This window comes from Streptomyces sp. NPDC050485, assembly GCF_044458185.1.
Classification (GTDB): Bacteria; Actinomycetota; Actinomycetes; order Streptomycetales; family Streptomycetaceae; genus Streptomyces.
The window spans coordinates 696110-721301 of the sequence record NZ_JBITHR010000001.1 but is presented as its reverse complement, the minus strand read 5'-3'; the positions used below and the strand labels follow the sequence as shown (position 1 = coordinate 721301).

25 protein-coding genes and 1 tRNA gene are annotated in these 25192 nt (G+C 71.8%); 11 read left to right on the top strand and 15 right to left on the bottom strand.

All coding sequences use genetic code 11. The features are described 5' to 3' along the window. Nucleotides 1-49: 49 nt before the first annotated feature. A tRNA-Cys gene (locus tag ACIBK6_RS03375) sits at nucleotides 50-125 on the bottom strand. A 172-nt stretch (nucleotides 126-297) separates the two neighbouring features. On the opposite strand from ACIBK6_RS03375, the gene ACIBK6_RS03370 reads away from it, so the two are divergent. The 6 genes from ACIBK6_RS03370 (at nucleotide 298) to ACIBK6_RS03345 (ending at nucleotide 6337) form a co-directional block, all read left to right on the top strand. After that, the gene (locus ACIBK6_RS03370) at nucleotides 298-1722 is read left to right on the top strand and encodes an MFS transporter (protein ID WP_399048316.1); all 1425 of its coding nucleotides are present in this window, start codon (nucleotides 298-300) and stop codon (nucleotides 1720-1722) included. 32 nt (nucleotides 1723-1754) lie between these two features. Further along, a complete protein-coding gene (locus ACIBK6_RS03365; RefSeq protein ID WP_399048314.1) occupies nucleotides 1755-1952 on the top strand; it encodes a plasmid mobilization protein in 198 nt (65 codons plus the stop codon). Further along, a complete protein-coding gene (locus tag ACIBK6_RS03360; protein ID WP_399048313.1) occupies nucleotides 1952-2320 on the top strand; it encodes a type II toxin-antitoxin system death-on-curing family toxin in 369 nt (122 codons plus the stop codon). Before ACIBK6_RS03365 ends, ACIBK6_RS03360 begins: the two co-directional genes overlap by 1 nt. A 134-nt stretch (nucleotides 2321-2454) precedes the next feature. Then, nucleotides 2455-4281, top strand: a complete 1827-nt coding sequence (locus ACIBK6_RS03355; RefSeq protein ID WP_399048311.1) for a DEAD/DEAH box helicase — start codon at nucleotides 2455-2457, stop codon at nucleotides 4279-4281. Nucleotides 4282-4759: 478 nt separating this feature from the next. Beyond that, nucleotides 4760-5404, top strand: a complete 645-nt coding sequence (locus tag ACIBK6_RS03350; protein ID WP_399048309.1) for an IclR family transcriptional regulator — start codon at nucleotides 4760-4762, stop codon at nucleotides 5402-5404. A 144-nt stretch (nucleotides 5405-5548) separates the two neighbouring features. Beyond that, nucleotides 5549-6337: a S16 family serine protease gene (locus ACIBK6_RS03345; RefSeq protein ID WP_399048307.1), complete on the top strand. Its 789-nt coding sequence runs from the start codon at nucleotides 5549-5551 to the stop codon at nucleotides 6335-6337. On the opposite strand, the gene ACIBK6_RS03340 is transcribed toward ACIBK6_RS03345, so the two are convergent. The 8 genes from ACIBK6_RS03340 to ACIBK6_RS03305 form a co-directional block, all read right to left on the bottom strand. Next, nucleotides 6270-7598, bottom strand: coding sequence for an MFS transporter (locus ACIBK6_RS03340; RefSeq protein ID WP_399048305.1), 1329 nt, complete (start codon nucleotides 7596-7598; stop codon nucleotides 6270-6272). The two genes, ACIBK6_RS03345 and ACIBK6_RS03340, sit on opposite strands and share 68 nt — an antisense overlap. Beyond that, a complete protein-coding gene (locus ACIBK6_RS03335; RefSeq protein ID WP_399048304.1) occupies nucleotides 7595-7774 on the bottom strand; it encodes a hypothetical protein in 180 nt (59 codons plus the stop codon). Before ACIBK6_RS03335 ends, ACIBK6_RS03340 begins: the two co-directional genes overlap by 4 nt. A gap of 13 nt (nucleotides 7775-7787) precedes the next feature. Further along, on the bottom strand, nucleotides 7788-8399 hold the full coding sequence (locus ACIBK6_RS03330; RefSeq protein ID WP_399048302.1) for an ArsR/SmtB family transcription factor: 612 nt from the start codon (nucleotides 8397-8399) through the stop codon (nucleotides 7788-7790). A gap of 158 nt (nucleotides 8400-8557) precedes the next feature. Beyond that, nucleotides 8558-9541 (bottom strand): glycine betaine ABC transporter substrate-binding protein, encoded by a 984-nt coding sequence (locus tag ACIBK6_RS03325; RefSeq protein WP_399048300.1) that lies wholly within the window; start codon nucleotides 9539-9541, stop codon nucleotides 8558-8560. After that, nucleotides 9541-10413 carry an ABC transporter permease gene (locus ACIBK6_RS03320; protein WP_399048297.1) on the bottom strand — a complete coding sequence of 291 codons (873 nt, stop codon included), beginning with the start codon at nucleotides 10411-10413 and terminating at the stop codon, nucleotides 9541-9543. Before ACIBK6_RS03320 ends, ACIBK6_RS03325 begins: the two co-directional genes overlap by 1 nt. After that, complete coding sequence (locus ACIBK6_RS03315; RefSeq protein WP_399048295.1) at nucleotides 10410-11651, bottom strand: ABC transporter ATP-binding protein; 1242 nt, start codon at nucleotides 11649-11651, stop codon at nucleotides 10410-10412. The genes ACIBK6_RS03320 and ACIBK6_RS03315 overlap by 4 nt, the downstream gene beginning before the upstream one ends. Then, a complete protein-coding gene (locus tag ACIBK6_RS03310) occupies nucleotides 11644-12291 on the bottom strand; it encodes an ABC transporter permease (RefSeq protein ID WP_399048293.1) in 648 nt (215 codons plus the stop codon). Before ACIBK6_RS03310 ends, ACIBK6_RS03315 begins: the two co-directional genes overlap by 8 nt. 17 nt (nucleotides 12292-12308) lie before the next feature. Then, complete coding sequence (locus tag ACIBK6_RS03305; RefSeq protein WP_399048292.1) at nucleotides 12309-12815, bottom strand: Lrp/AsnC family transcriptional regulator; 507 nt, start codon at nucleotides 12813-12815, stop codon at nucleotides 12309-12311. Between the two features lie 121 nt (nucleotides 12816-12936). Between ACIBK6_RS03305 and hppD the strand changes: the two genes are divergently transcribed. Next, nucleotides 12937-14079, top strand: coding sequence for a 4-hydroxyphenylpyruvate dioxygenase (gene hppD, locus ACIBK6_RS03300; RefSeq protein ID WP_399048291.1), 1143 nt, complete (start codon nucleotides 12937-12939; stop codon nucleotides 14077-14079). 97 nt (nucleotides 14080-14176) lie between these two features. Here the strand turns inward: hppD and ACIBK6_RS03295 are convergent, their stop codons facing one another. Next, nucleotides 14177-15793 carry a tetratricopeptide repeat protein gene (locus tag ACIBK6_RS03295; protein WP_399048289.1) on the bottom strand — a complete coding sequence of 539 codons (1617 nt, stop codon included), beginning with the start codon at nucleotides 15791-15793 and terminating at the stop codon, nucleotides 14177-14179. A 97-nt stretch (nucleotides 15794-15890) separates the two neighbouring features. Between ACIBK6_RS03295 and ACIBK6_RS03290 the strand changes: the two genes are divergently transcribed. Further along, a complete protein-coding gene (locus ACIBK6_RS03290; protein WP_399048287.1) occupies nucleotides 15891-17258 on the top strand; it encodes an FAD-binding oxidoreductase in 1368 nt (455 codons plus the stop codon). Between the two features lie 10 nt (nucleotides 17259-17268). On the opposite strand, the gene ACIBK6_RS03285 is transcribed toward ACIBK6_RS03290, so the two are convergent. Next, nucleotides 17269-17760 carry an SsgA family sporulation/cell division regulator gene (locus tag ACIBK6_RS03285; protein ID WP_399048286.1) on the bottom strand — a complete coding sequence of 164 codons (492 nt, stop codon included), beginning with the start codon at nucleotides 17758-17760 and terminating at the stop codon, nucleotides 17269-17271. Between the two features lie 159 nt (nucleotides 17761-17919). Beyond that, on the bottom strand, nucleotides 17920-19086 hold the full coding sequence (locus ACIBK6_RS03280) for a hypothetical protein (RefSeq protein ID WP_399048284.1): 1167 nt from the start codon (nucleotides 19084-19086) through the stop codon (nucleotides 17920-17922). Nucleotides 19087-19410: 324 nt separating this feature from the next. Here ACIBK6_RS03280 and ACIBK6_RS03275 point away from each other — a divergent pair, with 324 nt between their 5' ends. Then, nucleotides 19411-20781, top strand: a complete 1371-nt coding sequence (locus ACIBK6_RS03275) for an RDD family protein (protein ID WP_399048282.1) — start codon at nucleotides 19411-19413, stop codon at nucleotides 20779-20781. Nucleotides 20782-20954: 173 nt separating this feature from the next. Continuing rightward, a complete protein-coding gene (locus tag ACIBK6_RS03270; protein ID WP_399048280.1) occupies nucleotides 20955-21755 on the top strand; it encodes an RDD family protein in 801 nt (266 codons plus the stop codon). On the opposite strand, the gene ACIBK6_RS03265 is transcribed toward ACIBK6_RS03270, so the two are convergent. Next, nucleotides 21741-22070: a hypothetical protein gene (locus tag ACIBK6_RS03265; RefSeq protein ID WP_399048278.1), complete on the bottom strand. Its 330-nt coding sequence runs from the start codon at nucleotides 22068-22070 to the stop codon at nucleotides 21741-21743. The two genes, ACIBK6_RS03270 and ACIBK6_RS03265, sit on opposite strands and share 15 nt — an antisense overlap. Before the next feature lie 530 nt (nucleotides 22071-22600). Here ACIBK6_RS03265 and ACIBK6_RS03260 point away from each other — a divergent pair. Continuing rightward, on the top strand, nucleotides 22601-22903 hold the full coding sequence (locus ACIBK6_RS03260; protein ID WP_399048276.1) for a hypothetical protein: 303 nt from the start codon (nucleotides 22601-22603) through the stop codon (nucleotides 22901-22903). A 31-nt stretch (nucleotides 22904-22934) separates the two neighbouring features. Here the strand turns inward: ACIBK6_RS03260 and ACIBK6_RS03255 are convergent, their stop codons facing one another. After that, the gene (locus tag ACIBK6_RS03255) at nucleotides 22935-23522 is read right to left on the bottom strand and encodes an isochorismatase family protein (protein WP_399048275.1); all 588 of its coding nucleotides are present in this window, start codon (nucleotides 23520-23522) and stop codon (nucleotides 22935-22937) included. Nucleotides 23523-23656: 134 nt separating this feature from the next. Then, on the bottom strand, nucleotides 23657-24982 hold the full coding sequence (locus ACIBK6_RS03250; protein ID WP_399048274.1) for a nicotinate phosphoribosyltransferase: 1326 nt from the start codon (nucleotides 24980-24982) through the stop codon (nucleotides 23657-23659). Nucleotides 24983-25192: the final 210 nt, after the last annotated feature.

The following is a 25192-nucleotide window of genomic DNA, read 5'->3' as shown; positions in this document are numbered from 1 at the left end:
GACTCCGTTGATGGAGTCCGCCCTACCTGTACCCCCCCGGCGGGGGCGGTGGAGGCCGTGGCGGGAATCGAACCCGCGTAACTCGCTTTGCAGGCGAGCCCCTGTAACCACTCGGGCACACGGCCGTGTGCTGGTGCGTTGAGACGACGGTAGGCGGCGGGCTCGGGGGAGGGGAAGAGGGCCCGGCGGGCTGCAATACGACTGCCATGCGGCGTTCATGGTCGTACGACCATTGGCGGAGCCGGAGACCGCCCCGGGACAGGCGCCATCTGCGGTTATGCCTCTTACGCTGAGCGAATGACCGCTCTTGAACCGTCCGATGCCCGAATAACCGGCCTCCCTGCGGGAGGCGTCGCGGGCGGCATCCTCGGGCGGGAGCACCGCGCGCTGAGCTTCGGGATCATCACCGTCGTGCTGCTCATCGCGTTCGAGGCGACGGCGGTGGGCACCGCGATGCCCGTCGCGGCGCGGGAGCTCGACGGGGTGTCCCGGTACGCCTTCGCCTTCTCCGCGTACTTCACGACGAGCCTGTTCGGGATGGTCGTGGCGGGGCAGTGGGCCGACCGGCGCGGGCCGCTCGGGGCGCTCGCCGTCGGGATGTCGGCCTTCGCGGCCGGGCTGCTGCTGTCCGGTACGGCCCTGAACATGTGGACGTTCATCGCCGGCCGGGCCGTGCAGGGGCTCGGCGGCGGTCTGGTGATCGTCGCGTTGTACGTCGTCGTGGGGCGGGCCTATCCCGGCCGGCTCCAGCCGACGATCATGGCGGCGTTCGCGGCGGGCTGGGTGGTGCCCTCGGTGGTGGGGCCGCTGCTGGCGGGCACGGTCACCGAACAGCTGGGCTGGCGCTGGGTGTTCATCGGGATTCCGGTGCTCGTGGTGTTCCCGCTGGCGCTCGCGCTGCCCGCGACCCGGCGGATGGCGGCCGGTCCCGCCGATCCGTCGGCGCCCGTGGCGCCCTTCGACCGGCGGCGGATCCGGCTGGCGCTGGGGGTCTCGATCGGCGCCGGGCTGCTCCAGTACGCGGGGCAGGAACTGCGGTGGCTGTCCCTGATCCCGGGTGCGGTCGGCGCGGCCCTGCTCGTCCCGGCGGTCGCGGGACGGCGCGGGCTGCTGCCGCGCGGCACCTGGCGGGCGGCGCGCGGGCTGCCGTCGGTGGTGCTGCTGCGCGGGTTCGCGGCGGGGTCGTTCATCGCGGCGGAGTCGTTCGTGCCGCTGATGCTGGTCAGCCAGCGGGGGCTTACGCCGACGATGGCCGGGCTGTCGCTCGCCGTCGGCGGGGCGACGTGGGCGCTGGGTTCGTACGTGCAGTCCCGGCCGCGCCTGGAGGCGTACCGGGAGCGGCTGATGGTGGCCGGGATGGTGCTGGTGGCGCTGGCGATCGCGGCCGCGCCGAGCGTGCTGGTCGCGGCGGTGCCGGTGTGGGTGGTCGGGGTCGCCTGGGGCGTGGGCTGCTTCGGCATGGGTGTGGTGATCGCCTCGACGAGCGTGCTCCTGCTGAAGCTCTCCCCACCGCAGGAGGCCGGCGCGAACTCCGCCGCCCTCCAGATCTCGGACGGCCTGTCCAACGTGCTGCTGCTCGCGGCGGGCGGCGCGGCGTTCGCGGCGCTGGGCGGCGGAGAGCCGGGCGCGCACGCGGGTGCGTTCGCGGCGGTGTTCCTGCCGATGGGGGCGGTGGCGCTGGCGGGGGCGTGGGTGGCGGGGCGGGTGCGGGAATCCGGCTGACACCGCGCGGTACCGCGCGGTACCGTCGACCCATGGCTGGTCTCAACGTCAGGTTCACCGAAGAAGAGCTCACTGCCCTGCGCGAGCGCGCGGAGGCCGAGGGAAGCAGCATGCAGGCCTTCGTGCACGAAGCGGTCATCCGGGCCATCAACGAACACTCCCGCCTGTTCAACGAGGCGGCCGACCACGTGCTGAAGGCCAGCGCCGAGCTGAACCGGAGGCTCGCCTGATGCACTACATCACGCTGCCCGAGCTGCTCAATCTCGCGCAGCGGCTGGGGGCGGACGAAGTGCGCGACTACGGGCTCCTCGACTCGGCCCTCGCGCGCCCCCAGTCGAGCGTGTTCGGCCAGGACGCCTATCCGGACGTCTGGCAGAAGGCGGCGGCCCTCATGGAGTCGCTGGCGCGCAATCACGGTCTGGTCGACGGGAACAAGCGCATCGCCTGGTACGCGACCTGGGTGTTCCTGCACCTGAACGGCCATCGGCTCGACGCGGACTTCGACGTGGACGAAGCGGAGCGGTTCGTCCTCGACGTCTGCCAGGGCATGCTCGACGTCCCCAAGATCGCTGAGCAGCTGCCCCGCTTCAAGCGGTGAGCCGTCGGTCTTCTCCACGCTGTGAGGCGGGTCTCAACCCGCCCCCGCCCGGGGGCGTTCCGCCATGGTGTCCGGGCGCGCGCCGGTAAGGTGGCCCGGTTGTCATACCCAGAGCCCCCCCGGGCCCCGCCCGGATGCCCGTGACCCCGTACACCGAGAGCCCCGAACCGGAGACCGTGACTACTACCGCCTCCCACCACCTCTCACCCGCCTTCCCCGGCCGGGCCCCCTGGGGCACCGCCAACAAGCTGCGCGCCTGGCAGCAGGGCGCCCTGGAGAGGTATGTCCAGGAGCAGCCGCGTGACTTCCTCGCCGTCGCGACGCCCGGCGCAGGCAAGACCACCTTCGCGCTGACGCTCGCCTCGTGGCTGCTGCACCACCACGTGGTGCAGCAGATCACCGTCGTCGCGCCGACCGAACACCTGAAGAAGCAGTGGGCGGACGCGGCGGCCCGGGTCGGCATCAAGCTCGACCCGGACTACAGCGCCGGGCCGCTGAGCAGGGAGTACCACGGGGTCGCCGTGACGTACGCCGGTGTCGGAGTGCGCCCGATGCTGCACCGCAACCGGTGCGAGCAGCGCAAGACCCTGGTGATTCTTGACGAGATCCACCATGCCGGTGACTCCAAGTCGTGGGGTGAGGCGTGCCTTGAGGCCTTCGATCCGGCCACCCGGCGGCTCGCCCTCACCGGCACCCCCTTCCGGTCCGACACCAACCCGATCCCGTTCGTCACGTACGAGGAGGGCAACGACGGCATCCGGCGGTCGTCCGCCGACTACACCTACGGGTACGGGAACGCCCTCGCCGACGGGGTCGTGCGACCCGTCATATTCATGAGCTACAGCGGCAACATGCGCTGGCGCACCAAGGCCGGTGACGAGATCGCGGCGCGGCTCGGCGAGCCCATGACGAAGGACGCCATCTCGCAGGCCTGGCGCACCGCGCTCGATGCGCGCGGCGACTGGATGCCCAATGTGCTCCGGGCCGCCGACCAGCGGCTGACCGAGGTCAGAAAGGCCATCCCGGACGCCGGGGCCCTCGTCATCGCCGCCGACCAGGACTCCGCCCGCGCCTACGCCAAGCTGATCCGGGAGATCACCGGCAGCAAGGCGACCGTGGTGCTCTCCGACGACACCGGCGCGTCCAAGCGGATCGACGAGTTCAGCGAGGGCGACGACCGGTGGATGGTCGCCGTCCGCATGGTGTCGGAGGGCGTCGACGTGCCCCGGCTCGCCGTCGGCGTGTACGCCACCACCATTTCCACCCCGCTGTTCTTCGCCCAGGCCGTCGGCCGTTTCGTACGGTCGAGGCGGCGCGGCGAGACCGCTTCCGTTTTCCTCCCCACCATTCCCATGCTCCTCGGTTTCGCCAACGAGATGGAGGTCGAGCGCGACCACGTGCTCGACAAACCGAAGAAGGACGGGGAAGAAGACCCGTACGCCGAGTCCGAGCAGGAAATGGACGACGCGAACAAGCAGCAGGACGAGGACACCGGGGAAGGGGACATGCTCCCCTTCGAGGCGCTCGAATCCGATGCCGTCTTCGACCGGGTGATGTACAACGGCGCCGAATTCGGCATGCAGGCCCACCCGGGAAGCGAGGAGGAGCAGGACTACCTCGGCATTCCGGGCCTGCTCGAACCCGACCAGGTGCAGATGCTGCTCCAGAAGCGGCAGGCCCGGCAGATCGCGCACAGCCGCCAGAAGCCGGCCGAGCAGGCCGACCTGTTGGAGCTGCCCGCCGAGCGGCGGCCGGTCGTCTCGCACAAGGAACTGCTCGAACTGCGCAAGTCGCTGAACACGATGGTCGGCGCGTATGTCCACCAGAGCGGCAAGCCGCACGGCGTCATCCACACCGAGCTGCGCCGGGTGTGCGGCGGGCCGCCGAGCGCGGAGGCCACGGCCGGTCAGCTGCGCGAGCGCATCAAGAAGGTCCAGGAGTGGGCCACCCGCATGAAGTAGCCCTGCGCACGGAACGGGGCCCGGTGTGCGTTGCCGGGCCCCGCTCGATCCCGGAGAACGGGATGCGTACGAGGACCGGCCCCCACGGACGCCCCTCGAACGTCTGCCACAGTAATGTCCCGGCAAATCCGTGCCGGTCGCCCAAGGTCCCTGGTGACCCGGACTTTGGTCCCGAAGGTGATCGAAAAGGGATCAAATTCGTCGTCTCCAGTCTCTATTTGCCCATCCGTTGGGCCTGCTTTTGCCCATTTCTCGGGGTCCGGAATTCCGTTCGCGCCCGGATTCTGGACGAGGTCTTCCGCTGAGCGGTGTCCGCTCGCTACTGTCCCCGCCATGCAAACGCCCCGTGGCAACGTCGCCGCGGAGCGCAGCCGGTGCCATGGCCTGCCGGCGGCCTCTCCGCGCGTCGCCAACGGGACCGGTGGCGGGAATGACGTGAGAAAGCCGCCAGCGACTCACCACTTAAGGAGTGGGCGTCGTGACCGCGGAGACCTCCCAGACGCTCGACCGGGGACTACGTGTCCTCAAGCTGCTCGCCGACACCGACCACGGTCTGACGGTCACCGAGTTGTCCAACAAACTCGGCGTCAACCGGACGGTCGTCTACCGTCTGCTCGCGACGCTGGAGCAGCACGCTCTCGTACGACGTGATCTGGGCGGCCGCGCCCGGGTGGGTCTGGGCGTGCTGCGCCTGGGCCGCCAGGTGCATCCGCTGGTGCGGGAGGCCGCGCTGCCCGCGCTGCGCTCGCTCGCCGAGGACATCGGGGCCACCGCGCACCTCACCCTGGTCGACGGCTCGGACGCGCTCGCCGTGGCCGTGGTCGAACCGACCTGGACCGACTACCACGTGGCCTACCGGGCCGGGTTCCGCCACCCCCTGGACCGGGGCGCCGCGGGCCGGGCGATCCTCGCGGCCCGCCAGAGCGGCGGCCTCGCCGAGCCCGGCTTCACCCTCACCCACGGCGAACTGGAGGCCGGGGCCAGCGGCGCCGCCGCCCCGCTGGTCGGGGTCACCGGGATAGAGGGGAGCGTGGGCGTGGTCATGCTCGCCGACGCGGTACCCGAACGGGTCGGACCCCGGGTCGTGGACGCGGCCAAGGAGGTCGCGGACGCCCTGCGCTGAGGGCCGCGCCCTCGGCGGCGGGCCGCGGACGACAGCCGGGGCAGCCCCGCGCCCCCGGCCACCCTCCGCGCCAGCCGTCCGCGCTCGGTCCCCGATCCGTTGGCCACCCCCGGGCCGGGCGGTGCGTACGGATAGATTGGAGCCGTGCTCACTCGTCACTCCCGCCTCCGCAACATCGCCATCGGCGCCGCGCCGGTCGTCGCGCTGCTCGCCGTCGCCGGTTTCGCGCCGCTGCCGTTCGCGGTGGCGCAGCCGGGCCCGACCGCGAACGTGCTGGGCGACGACGGTGGCAAGCCGGTGATCACGATCTCCGGCGCGGCCACCCGCCCCACCACCGGGCAGCTGCGGATGACCACCATCGAGGCGACCGGACCCAACGCCGAGGTGGGCCTCTCCGATGTCGTCGACGGCTGGTTCCGCACCGACCGGGCGGTCATGCCGCGCGACTCGGTCTATCCGGGCGGCGGCAGCGAGAAGCAGATCTCCGAGCACAACCAGGCGGAGATGAAGCAGTCGCAGGACGCCGCCTCCGTCGCGGCCCTCGGCTACCTCGGCCTCAGCCCCGACAAGGTCAAGGTCGATCTGCACCTCGCCGACGTCGGCGGGCCGAGCGCGGGTCTGCTCTTCACCCTCGGCATCATCGACAAGCTGCACGGCGACGGCTCCGGCGGCGACCTGACCGGCGGCCGGAACATCGCCGGTACGGGGACGATCACCCCCGGTGGCGCGGTCGGCGCGGTCGGCGGGGTCGCGCTCAAGACCCAGGCCGCCGCCCGGGACGGCGCCACCGTCTTCCTCGTGCCGCAGGGGGAGTGCTCGGACGCGAAGGCCGAACTGCCCAAGGGGCTGCGGCTGATCCCGGTGACTACGCTGACGGGCGCGGTGTCCGCGCTCCAGGCGTTGCAGAAGGGCGCCCCGGTTCCGGCCTGCTGACGGCACCGGCACCATCGGCGGCACCCGCTTCCAGATCCCGCCACGCCGGGAACACCAGCGGGCTCAGCGTCGCGAGGAAGTACACCCCGCCGACCGCGAGCAGCGCGCCCCGCAGCCCCGCACCCTCCACGAGGAAGCCCGCCGCGAGCCCGCCGATCGGCATCGCCATCTCGCAGCCCGCCGAGAGCACCCCGGCGACCCGGCTGCGCAGCTCGTCCGGGACCTTCTCGTAGATCACCGTCGTCAGGATCGGGTTCAACGCGCCGCCCGCGAGACCGGCCACCAGCATCGTCACCGCCAGCGGCGGCGTGGTACCGGTCAGCGCGGCGACGGCGTACCGGGGCGCGCCGCACAGCAGCACGCAGACCGAGAAGACCGTACGGCGCGAGAAGCGGTGCCCGACCAGGCCGTACAGGAGCGCGCCGGACAGCCCGCCCGCCCCGAACAGCGCGGCCAGCAGGCCGAGTTGGGTCGCGCCGCCCAGGTCCCGCTCGACGTGGACCGGGAGCAGTACCGCGGCCCAGCCCTGGTCGGTACCGTTCATCAGCATCACCATGGCGACCACCGCGAGCAGCAGCCGGGTGCGCGCCAAGTAGGCGTATCCCTCGCGCAGTTCGGCCTTGTACGTACGCAGCGAGACGGGCGGCGCGGCGCGCCGGGGCTGGGCCGCGCCGACTCCGCGCAGGCCCCACCCGACGAGCAGCGCGGAGGCGGCGAAGGTCGCGCCGTCGATGAGCAGCACGGACTCGGCGCCGGTCAGCGCGATGAGCACACCGGCCAGGGCCGCGCCGGTCATCCGGGCGCCGCGCGAGACGGCGTCGTACACGCTGGCCGCGCGCGGAAGGGTCGTACCGGACTGCCGGGCGAGGTCGGGCAGCAGGACGTAGCGGGCGGTGACGCCCGGGTTGTGGGCGAGGCCGCCGAGCGCCATCAGGGCGCACAGCAGCCAGAACTGGAGGAGTCCGGCGCGGTGCAGGAGCGGGATCGCGGCGACCGCGAGCCCGCACACGACATCGGATCCGACCGATATCCGGCGGCGGCCGATGCGGTCGATGACCGGGCCGCCGATCAGCGCCGAGATCACGATCGGCAGCGTCGCGCAGCAGGCGACCACTCCGGCCCGTCCCGCGCTGCCCGTGGTCTGGAGCACGAACCACGGGACGCCGATGAGGGTGAGCGAACTCCCGGTGGCCGAAACGGCGTTGGCGGTGAGTACGGCCGCGAGCGGCCTTCTGTCGCGGTGTCCCCCCGGGCCGCTCATGCGAGGCGGGCTGCTCGGTGGGGCGGCTGCTGAGTCAGGCGCAGCCCCAACTCGACCAGGATCCAGCCCAGTTGTATGCGCAGGCGGTGCTCGCGGGGGAGTGCGGGGCGGGCGGCGGCGGCTTGGAGTTCGGCGGTGCGCGAGCGGTGCAGGAGGAGGTGGGTCTCGGGGTGCACGGCGGTGGTCCCTTCAGCGGGTCTGGGAGGAGCGCGGGAAGGAGTGCAGATGGACGCGGACCTGGGCGGCGTCCGAGGCGTCCGGGGTGATCGTGCGGTAGGTCTCCACGACGGCGTGCAGCTTCTCGTTGAGCTCCTGGAGCTGGGCCGCGGTGAGGTTCAGCGTGAAGTCGCTCAGGTCGCCGCTGGTGGCCCAGGGCTCCGGCCAGTCGTGCTTGGTGCCGAGCCAGGTCGCGAGCTCCTGGGTGTGGATGGTGGCGACCTCGTGCATGAACAGGTCGGCCGCGCCCCGCACTTCCGGGTCGGCGCTGGTGTGCAGGTCCTCGCCGAAGGAGGTGCCGTTGTGCGTGGCCTTCCACCAGCGTTCGCGGCCCTTGCCGCGCTCGGCGTCGTCCTCGATGAAGCCGTGCGCGGCGAGCTGGCGCAGGTGATAGCTGGTGGCGCCGCTGGACTCGCCGAGCCGTTCGGCCAGTTGGGAGGCGGTGGCCGGTCCGTCGTGGCGCAGCGACCCCAGGAGCCGGATGCGCAGGGGATGGGCGAGGCCCCGCAGGGCGCGGGCGTCGAGGACGCGCTCCCCGGACGCGTTCTCGGGGGGCTTGCTGCCGGGCTGCTTGTTCTCGGGCATGACTCCACCGTAGCCGTGCAAAGGGAGTGTTGCAACGCTTTCTTTGCATCAACCTCTTTGCAGGGTTTTCTTTGCATCGAGTTCTTTGCGGGACCGTCCCGCGCGGACCGTCCTGGGTGGGCCCGTTCTGGGTGGGCCCGTTATGGGCGCGGCCCGGCTCAGCCCTTCTTGATGAACCCCTGCTGCACCAGCCAGTCGAGCGCCACGTCGTGCGGGTCCTGGCCCGCCACGTCGACCTTGGCGTTGAGGTCCTGGGCGACCTGCGTGGTGAGCCTGGCGCTGACCGGGTCCAGGAGGGCGGCGATCGCCGGGTACTTCTGGTAGGTCTTGCTGTGCAGCTCCGGCGCCGCGTTGTAGTTGGGGAAGAAGTGCCGGTCGTCCTGGAGGGTCGCCAGGTTCATCGCCTTGATCCGGCCGTCGGTGGTGAACACCTCGCCGAGCAGGCAGGAGCTGGACTTGGACACCTGGGTGTAGATGATCCCGGCGTCCATCTTCTGGATGTTGGAGGCGGGAATCGACATCCCGTACGCCTTCTCCATGCCGGGCAGCCCGTCCTCGCGCGAGGCGAACTCGTTCTCCACGCAGATCGTCACCGCCGAGGGGTCCTTCTTCGACAGCGCGGCCACGTCCGAGAGCGTCCTGAGGTGGTACTTGGTGTTGTTGGCCTGGCTGATGCCCAGCGCGTAGGTGTTGTTGAGGGTCGACTGGGGCAGCCAGGTCACGCCGTTCTTCAGATCGGCGTCACGCACCGCCTGCCACTGCGCCTGCGGGTCGGTGATCGGCTTGCTGTTGCCCTGGTACGTGATCCACGCCGTGCCCGTGTACTCGTACATCGCGTCCGCGTCGCCCTTGACGATGGCTTCGCGCGCGCTGATCGAGCCGGGCAGGTTCGTGCGGTCGAGGACCTCGGCGCCGGCCGCCTTGAAGACCAGACCGACCATCTGCCCCAGGACGATGTTCTCGCTGAAGTTCTTCGAAGTGACCGTCAGCGAGGCCCCCTTGAGGGGCAGGCCCCGGCCGACCGAGCCGGGCACCACGTCGTCCACCATCGGCGAGCCGGACTTGAGCCCGCAGCCGGACACCACGGCGAGCAGCGCGAGCGAGCCCCCGGCGGCGGCCCGTGCCGTACGGAGGTGACGCATCACGCCACCTCCAGTCCGCGCGGGGTCAGCGCCACCTCGGCAAGGGAGGCCAGCCAGTCCACGAGCAGGGCGAGCGCCACCGTCAGGACCGAGCCGAGGACCAGCACCGGCATGCGCTGGGTCTGGATGCCGGAGGTGATCAGGTCGCCGAGGCCGCCACCGCCGCCGAAGGTGGCGAGCGTCGCGGTGCCCACGTTCAGGACGAGCGCGGTGCGCACCCCCGCGAGGATCAGTGGCACGGCGAGGGGCAGTTCGACCCTGCCCAGGGTGCCGAGCGCCGACATGCCGATCCCCCGGGCCGCTTCGACCAGTTGGGGCTCGATGGCCCGCAGCCCGGCCACCGTGTTGGAGAGCACCGGGAGCACCGCGTAGATCACCATGCCGATGACGGCGGTGCCCGGCCCGATGCCGAGCCAGATCACCAGGAGCGCAAGGAGGCCGATGGCCGGGGTGGCCTGGCCGGTGTTGGCGATCGCGGTGACCAGCGGGGCGGCTCTGCTCACCCCGCGCCGGGTCAGCGCGATGCCCAGCGGGACCGCGATGACGAGCACCCAGAACGTGGAGATGGCCGTCAGCTTGACGTGCTGCCACAGGCGCAGCTGGACGTTGCCGTTGGCGAGGGAGTTCTTGGCGATCGAGTCCAGGTGGGCGTTGGTGATCCAGAAGTACGTGATCAGGAGGACCACCACGAGCACGGCCGGCAGGAAGACCAGCTTCTGCCAGGTGATCCGGCGGGCCGGTCCGCCCGGCGCCGGGCCCGGCTCCTCCTCGGGTTCGGCGAGGTCCTCGGGCAACTCGTCGCGGAAGGCGTGGCCCTTGACCTCGTGCTCACCCGGCGGGCGCTCGGCGGGCGCGGGGCTCCTGGGCGTCATGACTGCTCCGCACCGCCCTCCAGCTCCTGTTCCGTCTGGTGGTGGCGGAGCTCCTCCAGGTCGTGCTGGTGCTCGATGGCGGCGAGCCGGTCGGCCTCCAGGAGTTCGTGCACGGAGTTCATCAGCGTCTCCATGTCCACGACGCCGATGTACTCGCCGCGCCGCCCGGTCACCGCGACCCGGCCGCCGGAGTCGATGAGGACCGCCTCCAGCGCGTCGTGCAGCGTCGCGTCCCGGGTCACCGTGTCGTGCACCAGCTGCCCGGCCCGCGCGAGCGAGCCCTTGGCGCGCATCAGGTCGCCGCGCCGCAGCCACTTGTAGGGCCGGTTCCTGCGGTCCAGCATGAGGAGTTCGTTGTGCGGGCCGCTGCGCAGCTTGTTGAAGATCGACTGGAGCGGGTCGTCCACGGTGACCGTGGGGAACTGGGCCATCTCCACATCCCGTACGCGGGTGAGGTTGAGCCGCTTGAGCGCCGCGCCCGCGCCCACGAACCCGGAGACGAAGTCGTCGGCCGGGTTGGTGAGGATGGCTTCGGGGGTGTCGAACTGGGCGATGTGCGAGCGTTCGCGCAGCACCGCGATCCGGTCGCCCAGCTTGATCGCCTCGTCGAAGTCATGGGTGACGAAGACGATCGTCTTGTGCAACTCGTGCTGGAGGCGGATCAGTTCGTCCTGGAGGTGGTCCCGGGTGATCGGGTCGACCGCGCCGAACGGCTCGTCCATCAAGAGGACCGGCGGGTCGGCCGCCAACGCCCGTGCCACGCCCACCCGTTGCTGCTGTCCGCCGGAGAGCTGGCGCGGATAGCGGCCGTGGAACTCGCGCGGGTCGAGCCCGACCAGGTCGAGCATCTCCTCGACCCGGTCCTTCACCCTCGACTTGGACCAGCCGACCATCTTCGGTACGAGCGCGATGTTCTCGGCGACCGTCATGTGCGGGAAGAGCCCGGACGACTGGATCGCGTACCCGACCTTGCGGCGCAGCTTCACCGGGTCGATGTCGGTGACGTCCTCGTCGTCGATCCGGATGCGGCCGGAGGTCGGTTCGATCAAGCGATTGATCATCTTGAGCGTGGTCGACTTCCCGCAGCCCGAAGGGCCCACGAAGATCACGGTCTCGCCCGCCTTGATCTCCATGCTGACGCTGTCCACGGCGGGGCTGGGGTTGCCCGGGTACCGCTTGGTGAGGTTCTCCAGCTGGATGGAGGCCCCCGAGGCCGAGGCGCCGCCGGGCTCAGACACGGATCCCCCTCGGGATGGTGAGACGGCCGATCAGTACGTACGCCGCGTCGAAGAGCAGGGCGAGCACGATGATGCCGAGGGTGCCCGCGAGTACCTGGTTGATGGCGTTGGCGCTGCCGAGCGAGGCGATCCCGCGGAAGATCTCGTTGCCGAGCCCGGGGCCCGAGGCGTACGCCGCGATGGCCGCGATGCCCATCAGCATCTGCGTGGAGACCCGGATACCGGTGAGGATCGGCGGCCAGGCCAGCGGGAGTTCGACCCGCGCCATGCGGGCCAGGCGCGACATGCCGATGCCCTTGGCGGCGTCCACGAGGGAGGGGTCGACGCCGCGCAGGCCCACGATCGAGTTGCGGACGATGGGCAGCAGCCCGTACAGCGTCAGCGTGACGACGGTGGGCGCCACCCCGAGGCCCACCAGCGGGATCAGCAGACCGATCATGGCGAGCGAAGGGATGGTCAGGACCGTCGAGGTGGACGCGACGGCCAGGGCGGCCGCCCAGCCGCTGCGGTAGGTGACCACGCCGATGACGATGCCGAGGACCGTCGCGATCACCATGCACTGGAACACCGCGCTCGCGTGCTGGAGGGCGTCGGTGAGCAGCTGCTGGTGCCTGCTGGACAGGTAGTCCCAGAAGCTCACACGCGCTCCCCTCGACCCTACGGTGCCCCGCCGCCCCGGCCCCCGGTCTCCCGGATGTCGTCCCGCGCGGCCTGCTCCACCAGCGGGATGATCCGCAGCGGGACCGGGTTCTCCATGACGATCGCCGTGGAGGCCCGGACGATGCCATCAAAACCGACAACCCGGTCGATCACACGTTGGAGATCGGCGTTGGAGCGGGCCACCAGACGGCACAGCATGTCGCCGTGCCCGGTGGTCGTGTGCAGTTCCAGGACCTCGGGCACGGTCGCCAAGTGGGCCCGCACATCGGCCCCCTGGCCCTGTTTGATCTCCAGCGTCGCGAAGGCGGTGACCGGGTAACCGAGGGCGGCGGGATCGACATCGGGACCGAAGCCGCGAATGACTCCATTCGACTGAAGCCGGTCGAGGCGCGCCTGCACCGTGCCGCGCGCGACCCCCAGCCGCCGGGACGCCTCCAGGACCCCGATCCGGGGCTCGCGTGCGAGCAGCACGATCAGCCGCCCGTCCAGATGATCGATCGACATGCCCGCCTCCAGATGGTCATCATGTACAGAACGCCCTCCCATACTGGCCAGTCACCGCACAGATTGACCAGTGAAATAGCGAACTATTGCGCAGCTTGCCGGACAGAGGGACTCTGCCGCCATGACTGAGACCATTCACACCCCCGAAACCGTGCGGCAGGCCGACCCCTTCCCGGTGAAGGGCATGGACGCGGTCGTCTTCGCCGTGGGCAATGCCAAGCAGGCCGCGCACTACTACTCGACGGCCTTCGGTATGACGCTGGTCGCCTACTCCGGACCGGAGAACGGCAGCCGCGAGACCGCCAGCTACGTCCTGAGCAGCGGCGGAGCCCGCTTCGTGTTCACCTCCGTCATCAAGACCGCCACCGACCGGGGCCGCTTCCTCGCCGAGCACGTCGCCGAGCACGGCGACGGCGTGGTGGACCTCGCGATCGAGGTGCCGGACGCGCGGGCCGCGTACAAGTACGCCACCGAGCACGGCGCCACCGGTCTTCAGGAGCCGCACGAGATCAGCGACGAGCACGGCACCGTCGTCCTCGCCGCGATCGCCACGTACGGCAGGACCCGGCACACCCTGGTCGAGCGCTCCGGCTACACCGGCCCCTACCTGCCGGGCTTCGTCGCGGCCGCGCCGATGGTCGAGCCGGTCCAGAAGAGGATCTTCCAGGCGATCGACCACTGCGTCGGCAACGTCGAGCTCGGCAAGATGAACGAGTGGGTGGCGTTCTACAACAACGTCATGGGCTTCACCAACATGAAGGAGTTCGTGGGCGACGACATCGCCACCGAGTACTCCGCGCTCATGTCGAAGGTCGTCGCCGACGGCACCCGCAAGGTGAAGTTCCCGCTCAACGAGCCGGCCATCGCCAAGAAGAAGTCGCAGATCGACGAGTACCTGGAGTTCTACGGCGGCCCCGGCGTCCAGCACATCGCGCTCGCCACCAACGACATCGTCGCCTCGGTCAAGGCCATGCGGGCGGCGGGCGTCCAGTTCCTCGACACCCCCGACTCGTACTACGACACCCTCGGCGAGTGGGCCGGCGAGACCCGGGTGCCGGTCGAGGTGCTGCGCGAGCTGAAGATCCTGGTCGACCGCGACGAGGACGGCTACCTGCTGCAGATCTTCACCAAGCCGGTCCAGGACCGCCCGACCGTCTTCTTCGAGATGATCGAGCGGCACGGCTCGATGGGCTTCGGCAAGGGCAACTTCAAGGCGCTCTTCGAGGCGATCGAGCGCGAGCAGGAGAAGCGCGGCAACCTCTGACCTGCAACTGGTCACATCTGCACGGTAATTGAGTTACCGTCACTACTCTGCGGCCCCACGGACCTGACCCGTGGGGCCGCAGTGCACGCCGGCGCGGTCAGTGGCGCCGGTGCGGCTTCGCGGGCTTGGCCGGGCGGGGCCTGCCGGGGCGGCGGCCGGTGTTGGAGTTCGAGGAGGAGCCCGAGCCCGCCGATGAGCCGGAGCCGGAGCCGCCCGAACCCGACTGCTCGGCGGCCGCCACATGGCCGTACATGTCCTTCGGGCCGCCCTCCGCCGGCTCGCCGAGCGCGGCGAGCGCCTCCTTCGCCTTCGGCGCGAGCACCGGCGAGAAGTACGGGTTGGTGCGCAGCGCGTCCTCCAGATGGCGCCGGGCCGCGCCCGACTGGCCGAGCCGGCGCTCGATCGTGCCCTGGTGGTAGGCGAACAGGGCGTCGCGCGCCCCCGAGTCGGTCGCCTTCTTCGCGTGCGCCAGCGCCTCCTCCGTATCGCCCGCCCGGAACATCGCCCACGCCAGCGCGTCCTCCGCCGCCGGGCTCGGATGCGCCTTCCACTCGGCTTCGAGCCGCTCCACCGCGGCGGGCGCCGCCCCGTGGTCGGCCTCGAACCGGCCGAGCACCAAGGCGTCGTCCACCCCGTTGGAGCCGTCCCGCGCGGCGAGCTCGCGCAGCTTGTCGAACCAGGTCTTCGCATCGCCGTCCAGGCTCTGCGACGCGTACAACTCGCCCAGTTCCAGGACGTATTCGGGGCGCGGGAGACGGGACACCGCCGCCAGGTAGTCGCGCTGGGCGTCCGCCTTGCGGCCGAGCGCCGCCTCGGCCCTGGCCCGGCCCGCGAGCGCCGCGTCGGCCGCCGGATCGGTGCGCAGCGCCGCCTCGTACTGCGCCAGGGCCCCCTCCGGCTCGCCCCGCTCCCACGCCAGATCGCCCATCGCCACCAGAGCGGCCGCCTTCTGCGGGGCCGATCCGGCGTGCCCGGCCGCCTCGTCGAGCATCGCCGACGCGTCCTCGCGCCAGCCCCGCTCCCGGTACACCTCGGCCGCCTGCGTGAACGCGGCCGAACCGCCCCGGAGTTCGAGCAGCTGCTCCACCGCCGTCGCGGCGGCCTTCGCGTCGCCGAGCCCGTTGTACGCCTCGATCAGCGCGGGATACAGCGTCCAGCGGCCCGCCGCGCGGGAGCGCACCCCCTCGGCCAGGGTGCGCGCCGAAGCGTAGTCGTGCCGGGCGTCGGCGAGCGCCGCGAGGCCGATCTCGGCGTCCGCGTTGTCCTTCGGCCGCACTTCGAGCGAGCGCCGCAGCGCCCACTCGGCACGCGGGTAGTACGACGGGTCGGCGGACCGCTCGCCCCGCTCCAGATAGGCCGAGCCGAGCACCGCCCAGGACGCCTCGTCGCCGGGGTGGGTGCGCACCCAGGCGGCCCGGTCCGAGATGAGCGCCGTGAGATCGCCGACCGAGGCGGGCGCCCCCGCCGCCACCGCCGTCAGGGCCCGCGCCGCCGGACCCGGGGCGGGCGGCAGCGCCTTCGGCTCCCGGTCCTCCGGCATGAGCAGCAGCACGCCGCCGACCAGCACACCCGCCGCCAGCGCCACGAGGACGGCCCGCTTCAGGGCCGGCGGCCGCCCCGAGCGCCGCGAGGTCTGCTGAGCCGCGGCGGAGGCCGACAGCCAGGCCGCCCGCCGTGCCGCGTCCGGGTCCTGTTCGGTCTTAGCGATCTCCATGGCGCTCACTGTGCGTCAATACGAAGAGCGCACCGGCCCCGCCCGCCCGAGGCGGGAAAGGGTTCACACCGATGGCCCCGGGTGCCAGGCTGAGGACATGGACGATCTTCTCGAACGGCTGCTTGAGGGACTCCCGGCGGACGCCGTCATCACCGACCCCGACATCACCGGCTCCTACGCCCACGACATGGCGAGCTTCTGCGCGGCGGGCAGCCCGGCGGTGGTCGTGCTGCCCCGCACCGTCGAGCAGGTCCAGCACGTGATGCGCACGGCGACGGCGCTGCGCGTGCCCGTCGTGCCGCAGGGCGCCCGCACCGGCCTGTCCGGCGCGGCCAACGCCAGCGACGGCTGCATCGTCCTCTCGCTCGTCAAGATGGACCGCATCCTGGAGATCAGCCCCGTCGACCGGGTCGCGGTGGTCGAGCCCGGCGTCGTCAACGCCGTACTGTCGCGCGAAGTCCATGAGCACGGGCTCTACTACCCGCCGGATCCGTCCAGTTGGGAGATGTGCACCATCGGCGGGAACATCGGCACCGCCTCCGGCGGCCTGTGCTGTGTGAAGTACGGGGTGACGGCCGAGTACGTGCTCGGCCTGGAGGTCGTGCTCGCCGACGGGCGGCTCATGAGCACCGGGCGGCGCACCGCCAAGGGCGTCGCCGGATACGACCTGACCCGGCTGTTCGTCGGCTCCGAAGGCAGCCTGGGGATCGTCGTCAAGGCGGTGCTCGCGCTGAGGCCCGCGCCGCCCCAACAGCTCGCGCTGGCCGCCGAGTTCGAGTCGGCCGCGGCCGCCTGCGCCGCCGTCGTGCGGATCATGGAGCACGGGCACACCCCGTCCCTGCTCGAACTCATGGACCGCACCACCATCCAGGCCGTCAACCGCATGGCGAACATGGGGCTGCCCGACACCACCGAGGCCCTGCTGCTCGCGGCTTTCGACACCCCGCACGCGGCCGCCGACCTCGCCGCCGTCGGCGAGCTGTGCGCCGCCGCGGGCGCCACCCAGGTGGTCCCGGCCGAGGACGCCGCGGAATCCGAACTCCTCCTCCAGGCGCGCCGGTTGTCCCTCACCGCCCTGGAAACGATCAAAACGGCCACGATGATCGATGACGTGTGCGTTCCGCGGTCGCAGCTCGCCGCGATGCTCGAAGGAACGGCGTCGATCGCCGCCAAGTACGACCTGACCATCGGCGTCTGCGCACACGCGGGCGACGGCAACACCCACCCCGTGGTCTGCTTCGACGCCGCCGACGAGGACGAGTCGCGGCGCGCCCGCGAGTCCTTCGACGAGATCATGGCGCTGGGTCTGGAGCTGGGCGGCACCATCACCGGCGAACACGGCGTCGGCGTACTGAAGAAGGAGTGGCTGGCCCGCGAGCTCGGCCCGGTGGGCGTCGAGATGCAGCGCGCGGTCAAGCACGCCTTCGACCCGCTGGGTCTGCTGAACCCGGGCAAGCTCTTCTGACGCCGGGCTCTCACGCACCCTCCTCCGGCCGGGACTCGTCCGACGGCCACGGGTCGCGCAGCCACAGCTCGTCGCTCCCGACGCGGCCGGAGGTGGGCGCGAGCAGCTCGGCGAGGCCGTCGTCGATGCCGAGCTGCTCGGTCTCAGAGCCCGGCGGAACCACCCGCAGCGTCCGCTCCAGCCACGCCGACACCTGCGCGGACGGCGCTTCGAGCAGCGCGTCGCCGTCCGGCGAGCTCAGCGCCATCAGGATCACGCTGCGGCCCTCGACCTTGGTCGGCCAGATCCGCACATCCCCGTGGCCGCACGGCCGGAACACCCCTTCGACCAGGAGCTCGCGGGCGAAGGTCCAGTTGACGGGGGTGTCGGAACTGATGTGGAAGGCGATGTGCACGGCGTAGGGGTCGTCCGTGCGGTACGTGAGACGGGCCGGTACGGGGATGCTGCGCTCGGGCGACAGCACCAGTTTGAGTTCCAGTTCGCGCTCCACCACGGTGTACATGAGGGGCCTCTCTTTCCCTTGCGGTACGCATGCGTACGGGTCGTACGAGGGCCCAGGAGCGGGCCGTACAGGGTGAGAGCGCGTTCCCCCGCGGTCATTACGCGACTTCGGGAAATTTTTTCTGATGAGTTTTCCGGCGGCCCGGCGGCGGGCCCGCCGTCACGGCGGGCCCGAGCCGTTCAGCCAGCTCGCGCCGTACACCGCCGAGCCCACGGCGAGCGCGGCGACGACGGGGACCGACCGCGCCGGGCGCAGCTGGGCGAGCGCCACCGCCACCGGCAGCAGCAGCGGGAAGGCGGGCAGCAGCAGCCGGGGCTTGGAGCCGAAGTAGCCCGACGAGCACAGCGCGAGGACCATGACGATGCCGGTGTAGACGAGCAGCGGGAGCGGCTGGCGCTGCCGGACGCAGACCACGTACGCCCAGACCGCGAGCGCCGTGCCGACGATCAGGCCGAGACCGGCGAACACGCCCGGCCGGCCGCCGAGCTGCTCCACGATGAACTCCCCGTACGCGAGGCCCCCGTCGAAGCCGTTGCCCCAGGCGGCCTGGACGTCGAGATAGCCCAGCAGACTGCCTTGGCGGGCGCCGACCCACAGCACGTAGCCCGCGGCGCCGAGCGGGGCGAGCGCGGCCCCGGCGAGCATCCGCGCGTCGACGTGCCGGGTGCGCCGCGCCTCGACGGCGGCCCCCGCCCACAGCGCGGCGGCGACCGCGAGCCCCACCGGCCGGGCCAGACCGGCCAGCGAGGCGAGCAGCCCGGCCGCGACCCAGCGGTGCTGCAGCACCGCGTACAGCGCCCAGGCGGAGAGCGCCACGAACAGGGCCTCGCTGTACGCCATCGACTGGACGATGCCGACCGGGACCGCCGCCCACAGCGCCACGAGCAGGACCCCGGCCCGGTGGCCATTGAGGTGATGACCCGTCAGATACAGGCCCCAGGCGGCCGCCAGGCCCGCGACCGCGCTGACCAGCAGGCCCGCGTCGGCCGGCCCCAGCGGGCTCACCGCGGCGACGGCCCGCTCCAGCCAGGGAAGCAGCGGGAAGAACGCCAGGTCGGACAGGACCCGGCCGTCCGGCGCGGTCAGCGTGAAGTCGTAGCCGGACTCGGCGACCCGCACGTACCAGAGGGAGTCCCAGCGCGCGGACAGCAGCGTGTGGGCGTCACTTCCGGCGATCCGCGACCACAGCGCCAGGACCAGCAGGCCGAGCGCGCGGACCGCCGCGAAGGCCGCGACCGCCGTCCAGGCCCGCCGCAGTGCGGGAGCCGCCGCCGGGGGGCCGCCGGCCGGTTCGCGGCGACCGGTTCGACCAGACCCCACACGCATCGTCCACTCACTTTCCCGACCGGCCGCTCCTGGCGCACCAGTTCGGTGCGCCACGACTGTACGCACTGGTGGGATCTGGTTCGTACGCGCCGGGTACGCACTGGTGGGAGCCGGTCCGTACGCACCGGCAGGAGCCCGGCCCCCGGCCGCGCCGCGCCGCCCGGTGTCGCTCGTACGCGGGCTTCCTCCCCGGCTTCTTCCAACCGGCCCCGCGTTCTTCGTTAATGTCCTCCTGGGACAAGCGGAAGCGTGCGGTCGGCGGCTGGGCCGGACGGCGTGCCGCAGCAGAGATCAAGTGTGCTGGATCGGAACGGAGTTGGGGACATGGCGGTTCCTCCTGACGGCGGCGGGAGCGGAGCCCGGGAAGGGTATTACCCAGATCCTTCCATTCCCGGATATGTCCGGTACTGGAACGGTGTCTCCTGGGTGCCCGGCACGAGCCGGCCCGCCCCGGCGGCGGGCGAGCCGCAGCCCACCCCGCCGGCGGGCGCGGCCCCCGCGCCCGCCCCGGCCCTCGCGGCCGTGCCGCCGGCCCCGGTGACGCCCGCCGAGGAGACGGGCCCGGTCTTCCTGGACGAGCCCGACGCCGGTCCCGCGCCTGCCGTGCAGGGACAGCAGCCCACCTGGCGCGCGGACGCCACCCACCAGTCCGGCTTCGGCGGCGACCAGGACCGCCGGGTCTCCTGGGGCCGCCCGGTCGACCCGCGCGGACTGCCCGAAGCGGCCGACCCGCGCCGCCTGCCCGACCCCCGACGGCCCGAGGCCCCGCAGCCCGCGCAACCCGTACCGCCCGTCGCCGCCGCGCCGCACCAGCAGCTCGCGGGGGCCATGCCGCCGGCCGCCGTCGACCCGGCGCCCGCGCGGGCCGCACTGCCCGCTCCGGCCCGCCCGGCCCCGGTCGACCACGGGAGCGGCCCGCTGTCACCCCCCGTACAAGCACACGTACAAGCACCCGTACAGGCACCCATCCCGGCGCAGCCGCAGCCATACCCCCAGCCTCCGTCGCATCCGCAGCCGCCCGCCCACTCCCCGCACCCCGGTCCCGGAGTGCTCGGCTCGCCGATGAGCGCGGGGGCCGGGGGAGGGGCCGCCTCCTGGGCGCAGCAGGTGCACCAACTCGCCCAGCCGGAGCCGCAGTCGCAGGAACCGGTCGTGCCGTGGAAGCCCCCGGTCCTCGACCCGTTCCTCCAGGCCGCCCAGGCGCAGGCCTCGGCCAGGCCCGCCGGGCTCGGCCGGCGGCTCGCCGCTCGGCTCGTGGACACCGTGCTGCTCGGCGGCGTCGTCGCGGGCCTCGCCGTGCCGCTCATCACGCGGGCCGGCGACCACATCCAGAACAAGATCGACGCGGCGAAGCTGTCGGGGCGGACGGTCACCGTCTACCTCCTCGACGCCACCACCGCGGGCTATGCCGGCATCGTCCTCGGTGCCTTCCTGCTCCTCGGGCTGCTGTACGAGGCGCTGCCCACCGCCAAGTGGGGCCGCACCCTCGGCAAGAAGCTGTGCGGGGTGCAGGTGCGCGGCATCGAGTCGTACGAGCCGCCGACGTTCGGCCAGGCGCTGCGCCGCTGGCTGGTCTACGGGGTGCTCGGTCTGCTCGCGGTCGGCGTGGTCAACGTGCTGTGGTGCCTCTTCGACCGGCCGTGGCGGCAGTGCTGGCACGACAAGGCGGCGCACACCTTCGTCGCCGAGGGGTAAACCGCAGAGGGTAGCGAGGGCAAGTCGCCGAGGGCAGAAGGGGAAGCGCCCGATCCGCCCGCCGCATCCTGGCGGAATCCGCCTGCCGCACCCCTGGCGGAATCCGGCCCCCGTCTCCCCCGAACGGCGTCCGTACCGTTGCGGGCGCCTCGCGCGCGCGGTGCACTACGGCCATGAGCACCGATCAGCCGCCGCCCGATCAGCCGCCCGAGAACGACCCGTTCCGCAAGAAGCCGTCGGAGCCTCCGCAGAGCGGTCCTCCCTACGGCGCCTCGCAGCCGCCGCCCGCGGGGCCGCCGGGTGACTCCCCCTACGGTGCGGGCCCGCCGCCCAGCGGTGGGGGTCCCTACGGCTCTCCGCCTCCGCCCGGTGGCGGGGGTCCGTACGGCGGTCCACCTCCCCCCGGTGGCGGATCGCCGTACGGCAGCGCCCCGCCACCGCCGTCCGACCCCTACGGGGGCCAGTACGGCGGTGCCGACCCGCTGGCCGGAATGCCGCCGCTCGCCGACTACGGCAAGCGGTTCCTGGCCCGCTTCATCGACTTCCTCATCATCGCGATCCCGCTCGGTCTGATCGAATGGGCGACCAGCAACCGGATCGTGATCTCCACGAACACGAACAGCAGCGATTCCGGCACCGAGGTGATCAGCAAGGCGTACTCCGGCAGCGGTCTGCTCTGGCTGCTGATCTCGCTCGTCGCCTACATCGGCTACGACACCCTGATGGTGTCGAAGTCCGGCCAGACCCTCGGCAAGAAGTGGCTGGGGCTCAGGGTCGCGATGCTCAACGACGGCACCGTGCCCACCACCAACGCCGCGCTCGCCCGGGCCGCCGTGCTGTGGGCGCCGTTCGTGATCTGCTGCTACTGCCTGTGGGACATCGTCCTGATCATCACGATCGTGGCGGACAAGCCGTACCGGCAGGGCTGGCACGACAAGGCCGGCAAGACGGTGGTGGTCTCAGCCGCGCAGTGAGTGCTCGCGCCTGGGCTGCCGCGTGGTGCGGGGGCCCGGGACCCTGAGAGCGGCTGAAGTCCCCACGACGGCCGTACGGTTCGCAGGCGCCGGGGTACCGGCCCGCACCGTGCGGCCGTCGGCGTCCGTACGCACCCGGCGGGGCAGCGGCATGGGCACGGTGACGGCGACGAGCAGGCCGAGCAGCAGCGCGGCGAGCACGATGACCGCGACTCCCACCCCGGATTCGGTCCGCGAGAGCAACAGCATGGCGACGGTCGAGAAGACGACGGTGGCCGAACCGTAGGAGAGCTGTGCGGCAGTGGGACGCGGCATGGCGTTATCCGTCCTGATGGTTCGGATAGGGGGTGAGCCTCTCAACCGTTCTCAACCGGCCGACGTGGCAACCGGATCGCACTGTCAAGCGACTCTACGACGGTCCATGCCCGAGCGGAACTGCCGGTAAGCGTGACCTAACCCACGGTGCCGGAGCACGGGGGGCGCACGGAGTCACTTCGCAACGCGGCACCGTCCGCATGCCGAGACGTGCGCACCCGTTGTCGCCGTCCATGAGCGGGGAGTCGGCGTCCGGACAGCGGAACTCCTCTTCTCGGCGCCTTGGGCCCGTCCTGCGCCCAAGGTTCCTGACACCAAGCCCCGGATCTCGATCGTCCACCAGCCGCTGGACGGCTCGACGATCACGGTCAAGGTCGGCCGCTTGACCAAGTAATTCTCAAAACCGCAGGTCAAGCCATGATCGGCTGTCGCCCTCTAGCGGGGTGGCGGCCGGTCGTGTTTAGGTGCGTCCTACGAGTCCTTATTGACAGCGAGTCCAACGCGACGTCTTACAGGGGGAGTGGTCCGGCATGCCCGGCGGAGGTTTCTGCAAGTTGCCAGGTGGCAGTGTCGTGGTCGCGCTCACACTGCCGAACCCGGCGGCGCCCGGCACGAACGTGCGGGTCCTGGTGCACGCGGTCAACCGTGCCCGCGCTCTGACGAGGCTGCGCAACCTCGGCCTGCGCGCGGTCTACCTGCGCGGCAACACCGAGCCGCCGACCCTGGACGAGATCACCGCCGTCCTCCACCACCCCGACGGCCTCCTGTGGCGCACCACCCCGGAGACAGCAGCCGAAGAACTCTGGCATCCGATACGAGCGCTGCTCCGGTAGTGACGGGGTCCGGGGGCAGGGCCCGCGGTGCCTACACCACGGGTTTGCCCGACAGCTCAACACCCGCCGCCCGCATCTCCTCCAGCGCCCGCGACGTGGTGGCCTCGGCCACCCCCGCCGTGAGGTCGAGCAGCACATGCGTGGCGAACCCCGCCCGCACCGCGTCGAGCGCGGTGGCCCGCACGCAGTGGTCCGTGGCGATCCCCACCACGTCGACCTCGGTGACCTGGCGGGCCCGCAGCCAGTCCGCCAGCGAGACCCCGTTCTCGTCGAGGCCTTCGAAGCCGCTGTACGCCGCCGCGTAGGCGCCCTTGTCGAAGACCGCGTCGATCGCCCCGCAGGCGACGGCCGGCGCGAAGTTGGGGTGGAAGCCCACCCCCTCCGTACCGGCGACGCAGTGCACCGGCCAGGAGTGCTCGAAGTCGGGCGTGTCCGAGAAGTGCGTGCCCGGGTCGATGTGGTGGTCGCGGGTGGCCACCACGTGGCGGTAGGCGGATCCGGCCGCCTGGCCCACCAGGTCGGTGATCGCGGCGGCGACGTCCGCGCCGCCCGCGACCGCGAGGGAGCCGCCCTCGCAGAAGTCGTTCTGGACGTCCACGACGATCAAGGCGCGGTGCATGTCGGCTGTCCTTCGGTCTGCGGGCCCCGGGGTCAGGGAGGGCTGTTCTACGAGCGTAGAGACTTCGACCCCCGCGCGGCAGGGGGCAAACGGGGGCGGAAACCCGGCCGGGCGGGGTTTGCGCCCACCGGCTCTCAGGCGTACTCGGTCGGGATGACCGGCTCGCCGCGCGACAGCTGGATCGCGGACATCGGCAGCGCGGCCAGCGCGTCGATGTGCCGCTGCCGGGCGGTCTCCAGCGGTTCGCGGGCCACGACGGTGCCGCCCTTGACGAGCTCGACCAGGAGCTGGCGGTCGGCGAGCGCGGTCGGTACCGGCCCGGTGCCGATGACCTCGGCCTCGGCGATCCCGTACGGGTCGGAGCGGCGCGCGGCCCACTTGCGGCCGCCCATCGAGGACTTCGCGCCGAGCGACTTCTTGGCGACCGCCTCCAGCGGGGCCTTCGGGTCGGCGGACCGGGCGCGGGCGACCAGCTTGTAGACCATGGAGCAGGTCGGGTGCCCGGAGCCGGTGACCAGCTGGGTGCCGACGCCGTACGCGTCCACGGGGGCCGCGGCGAGCGAGGCGATGGCGTACTCGTCCAGGTCGGAGGTGACCACGATCTTGGTGTTGACGGCGCCGAGCTCGTCGAGCTGCTGGCGCACCCGGTGCGCGACCAGGAGCAGGTCGCCGGAGTCGATGCGGACCGCGCCGAGCTCGGGCCCGGCGATCTCGACGGCGGCGCGGACCGCCTCGGCTACGTCGTACGTGTCGACCAGGAGGGTGGTGCCGCGGCCGAGCGAGTCGACCTGGGCCCGGAAGGCGTCCCGCTCGCTGTCGTGGAGCAGGGTGAAGGCGTGCGCGCTGGTGCCGACGGTCGGGATGCCGTAGCGGAAGCCGGCCGCGAGGTCCGATGTGGTGCTGAAGCCGCCGACGTAGGCGGCTCGCGCGGAGGCGACCGCGGACAGCTCGTGGGTGCGGCGCGCGCCCATCTCGATCAGCGCGCGCCCGCCGGCGGCGGCCGACATCCGGGAGGCTGCGGCGGCGATCGCGGAGTCGTGGTTGAGGATCGAGAGGATCACGGTCTCCAGGAGCACGCACTCCGCGAAGGAGCCCTCGACGCGCAGGATCGGCGAGCCGGGGAAGTAGACCTCGCCCTCCGGGTAGCCCCATATGTCACCGCTGAAGCGGTAGGAGGCCAGCCAGCGCAGGGTGGGCTCGTCCACGATCTGGTGGTCGCGCAGGAAGCCGAGCACGCCCGCGTCGAAGCGGAAGTTCTCGACGGCGTCCAGGACCCGTCCGGTGCCCGCGACCACGCCGTACCGGCGGCCCTCGGGGAGCCTGCGGGTGAAGACCTCGAAGACCGAGCGCCGCTCGGCCGTGCCGGCCTTCAGGGCGGCCTGGAGCATCGTGAACTCGTACTGGTCGGTGAAGAGCGCTGTCGACGGCACGTCCACCGGCAGCCCAAGGTCCGCAGTCACAACGAGCTACCTCGCACATTCGTCCGGGCCGAGCACGGTTCGGCCGGGGATCCGGGGGCTGCCCCCAGGGGATGGGGCATGGAAGGATGCTACCCCGAATACTCGTCACTTTGACGATTTCTAGGAGCCCGTTTGTGCGATGACCCGCCCAGGGTGGCAGCATGGAGGCCGTGGCTGTGATTTCCGGGGGGCGACCCCCGGACCCCCGGC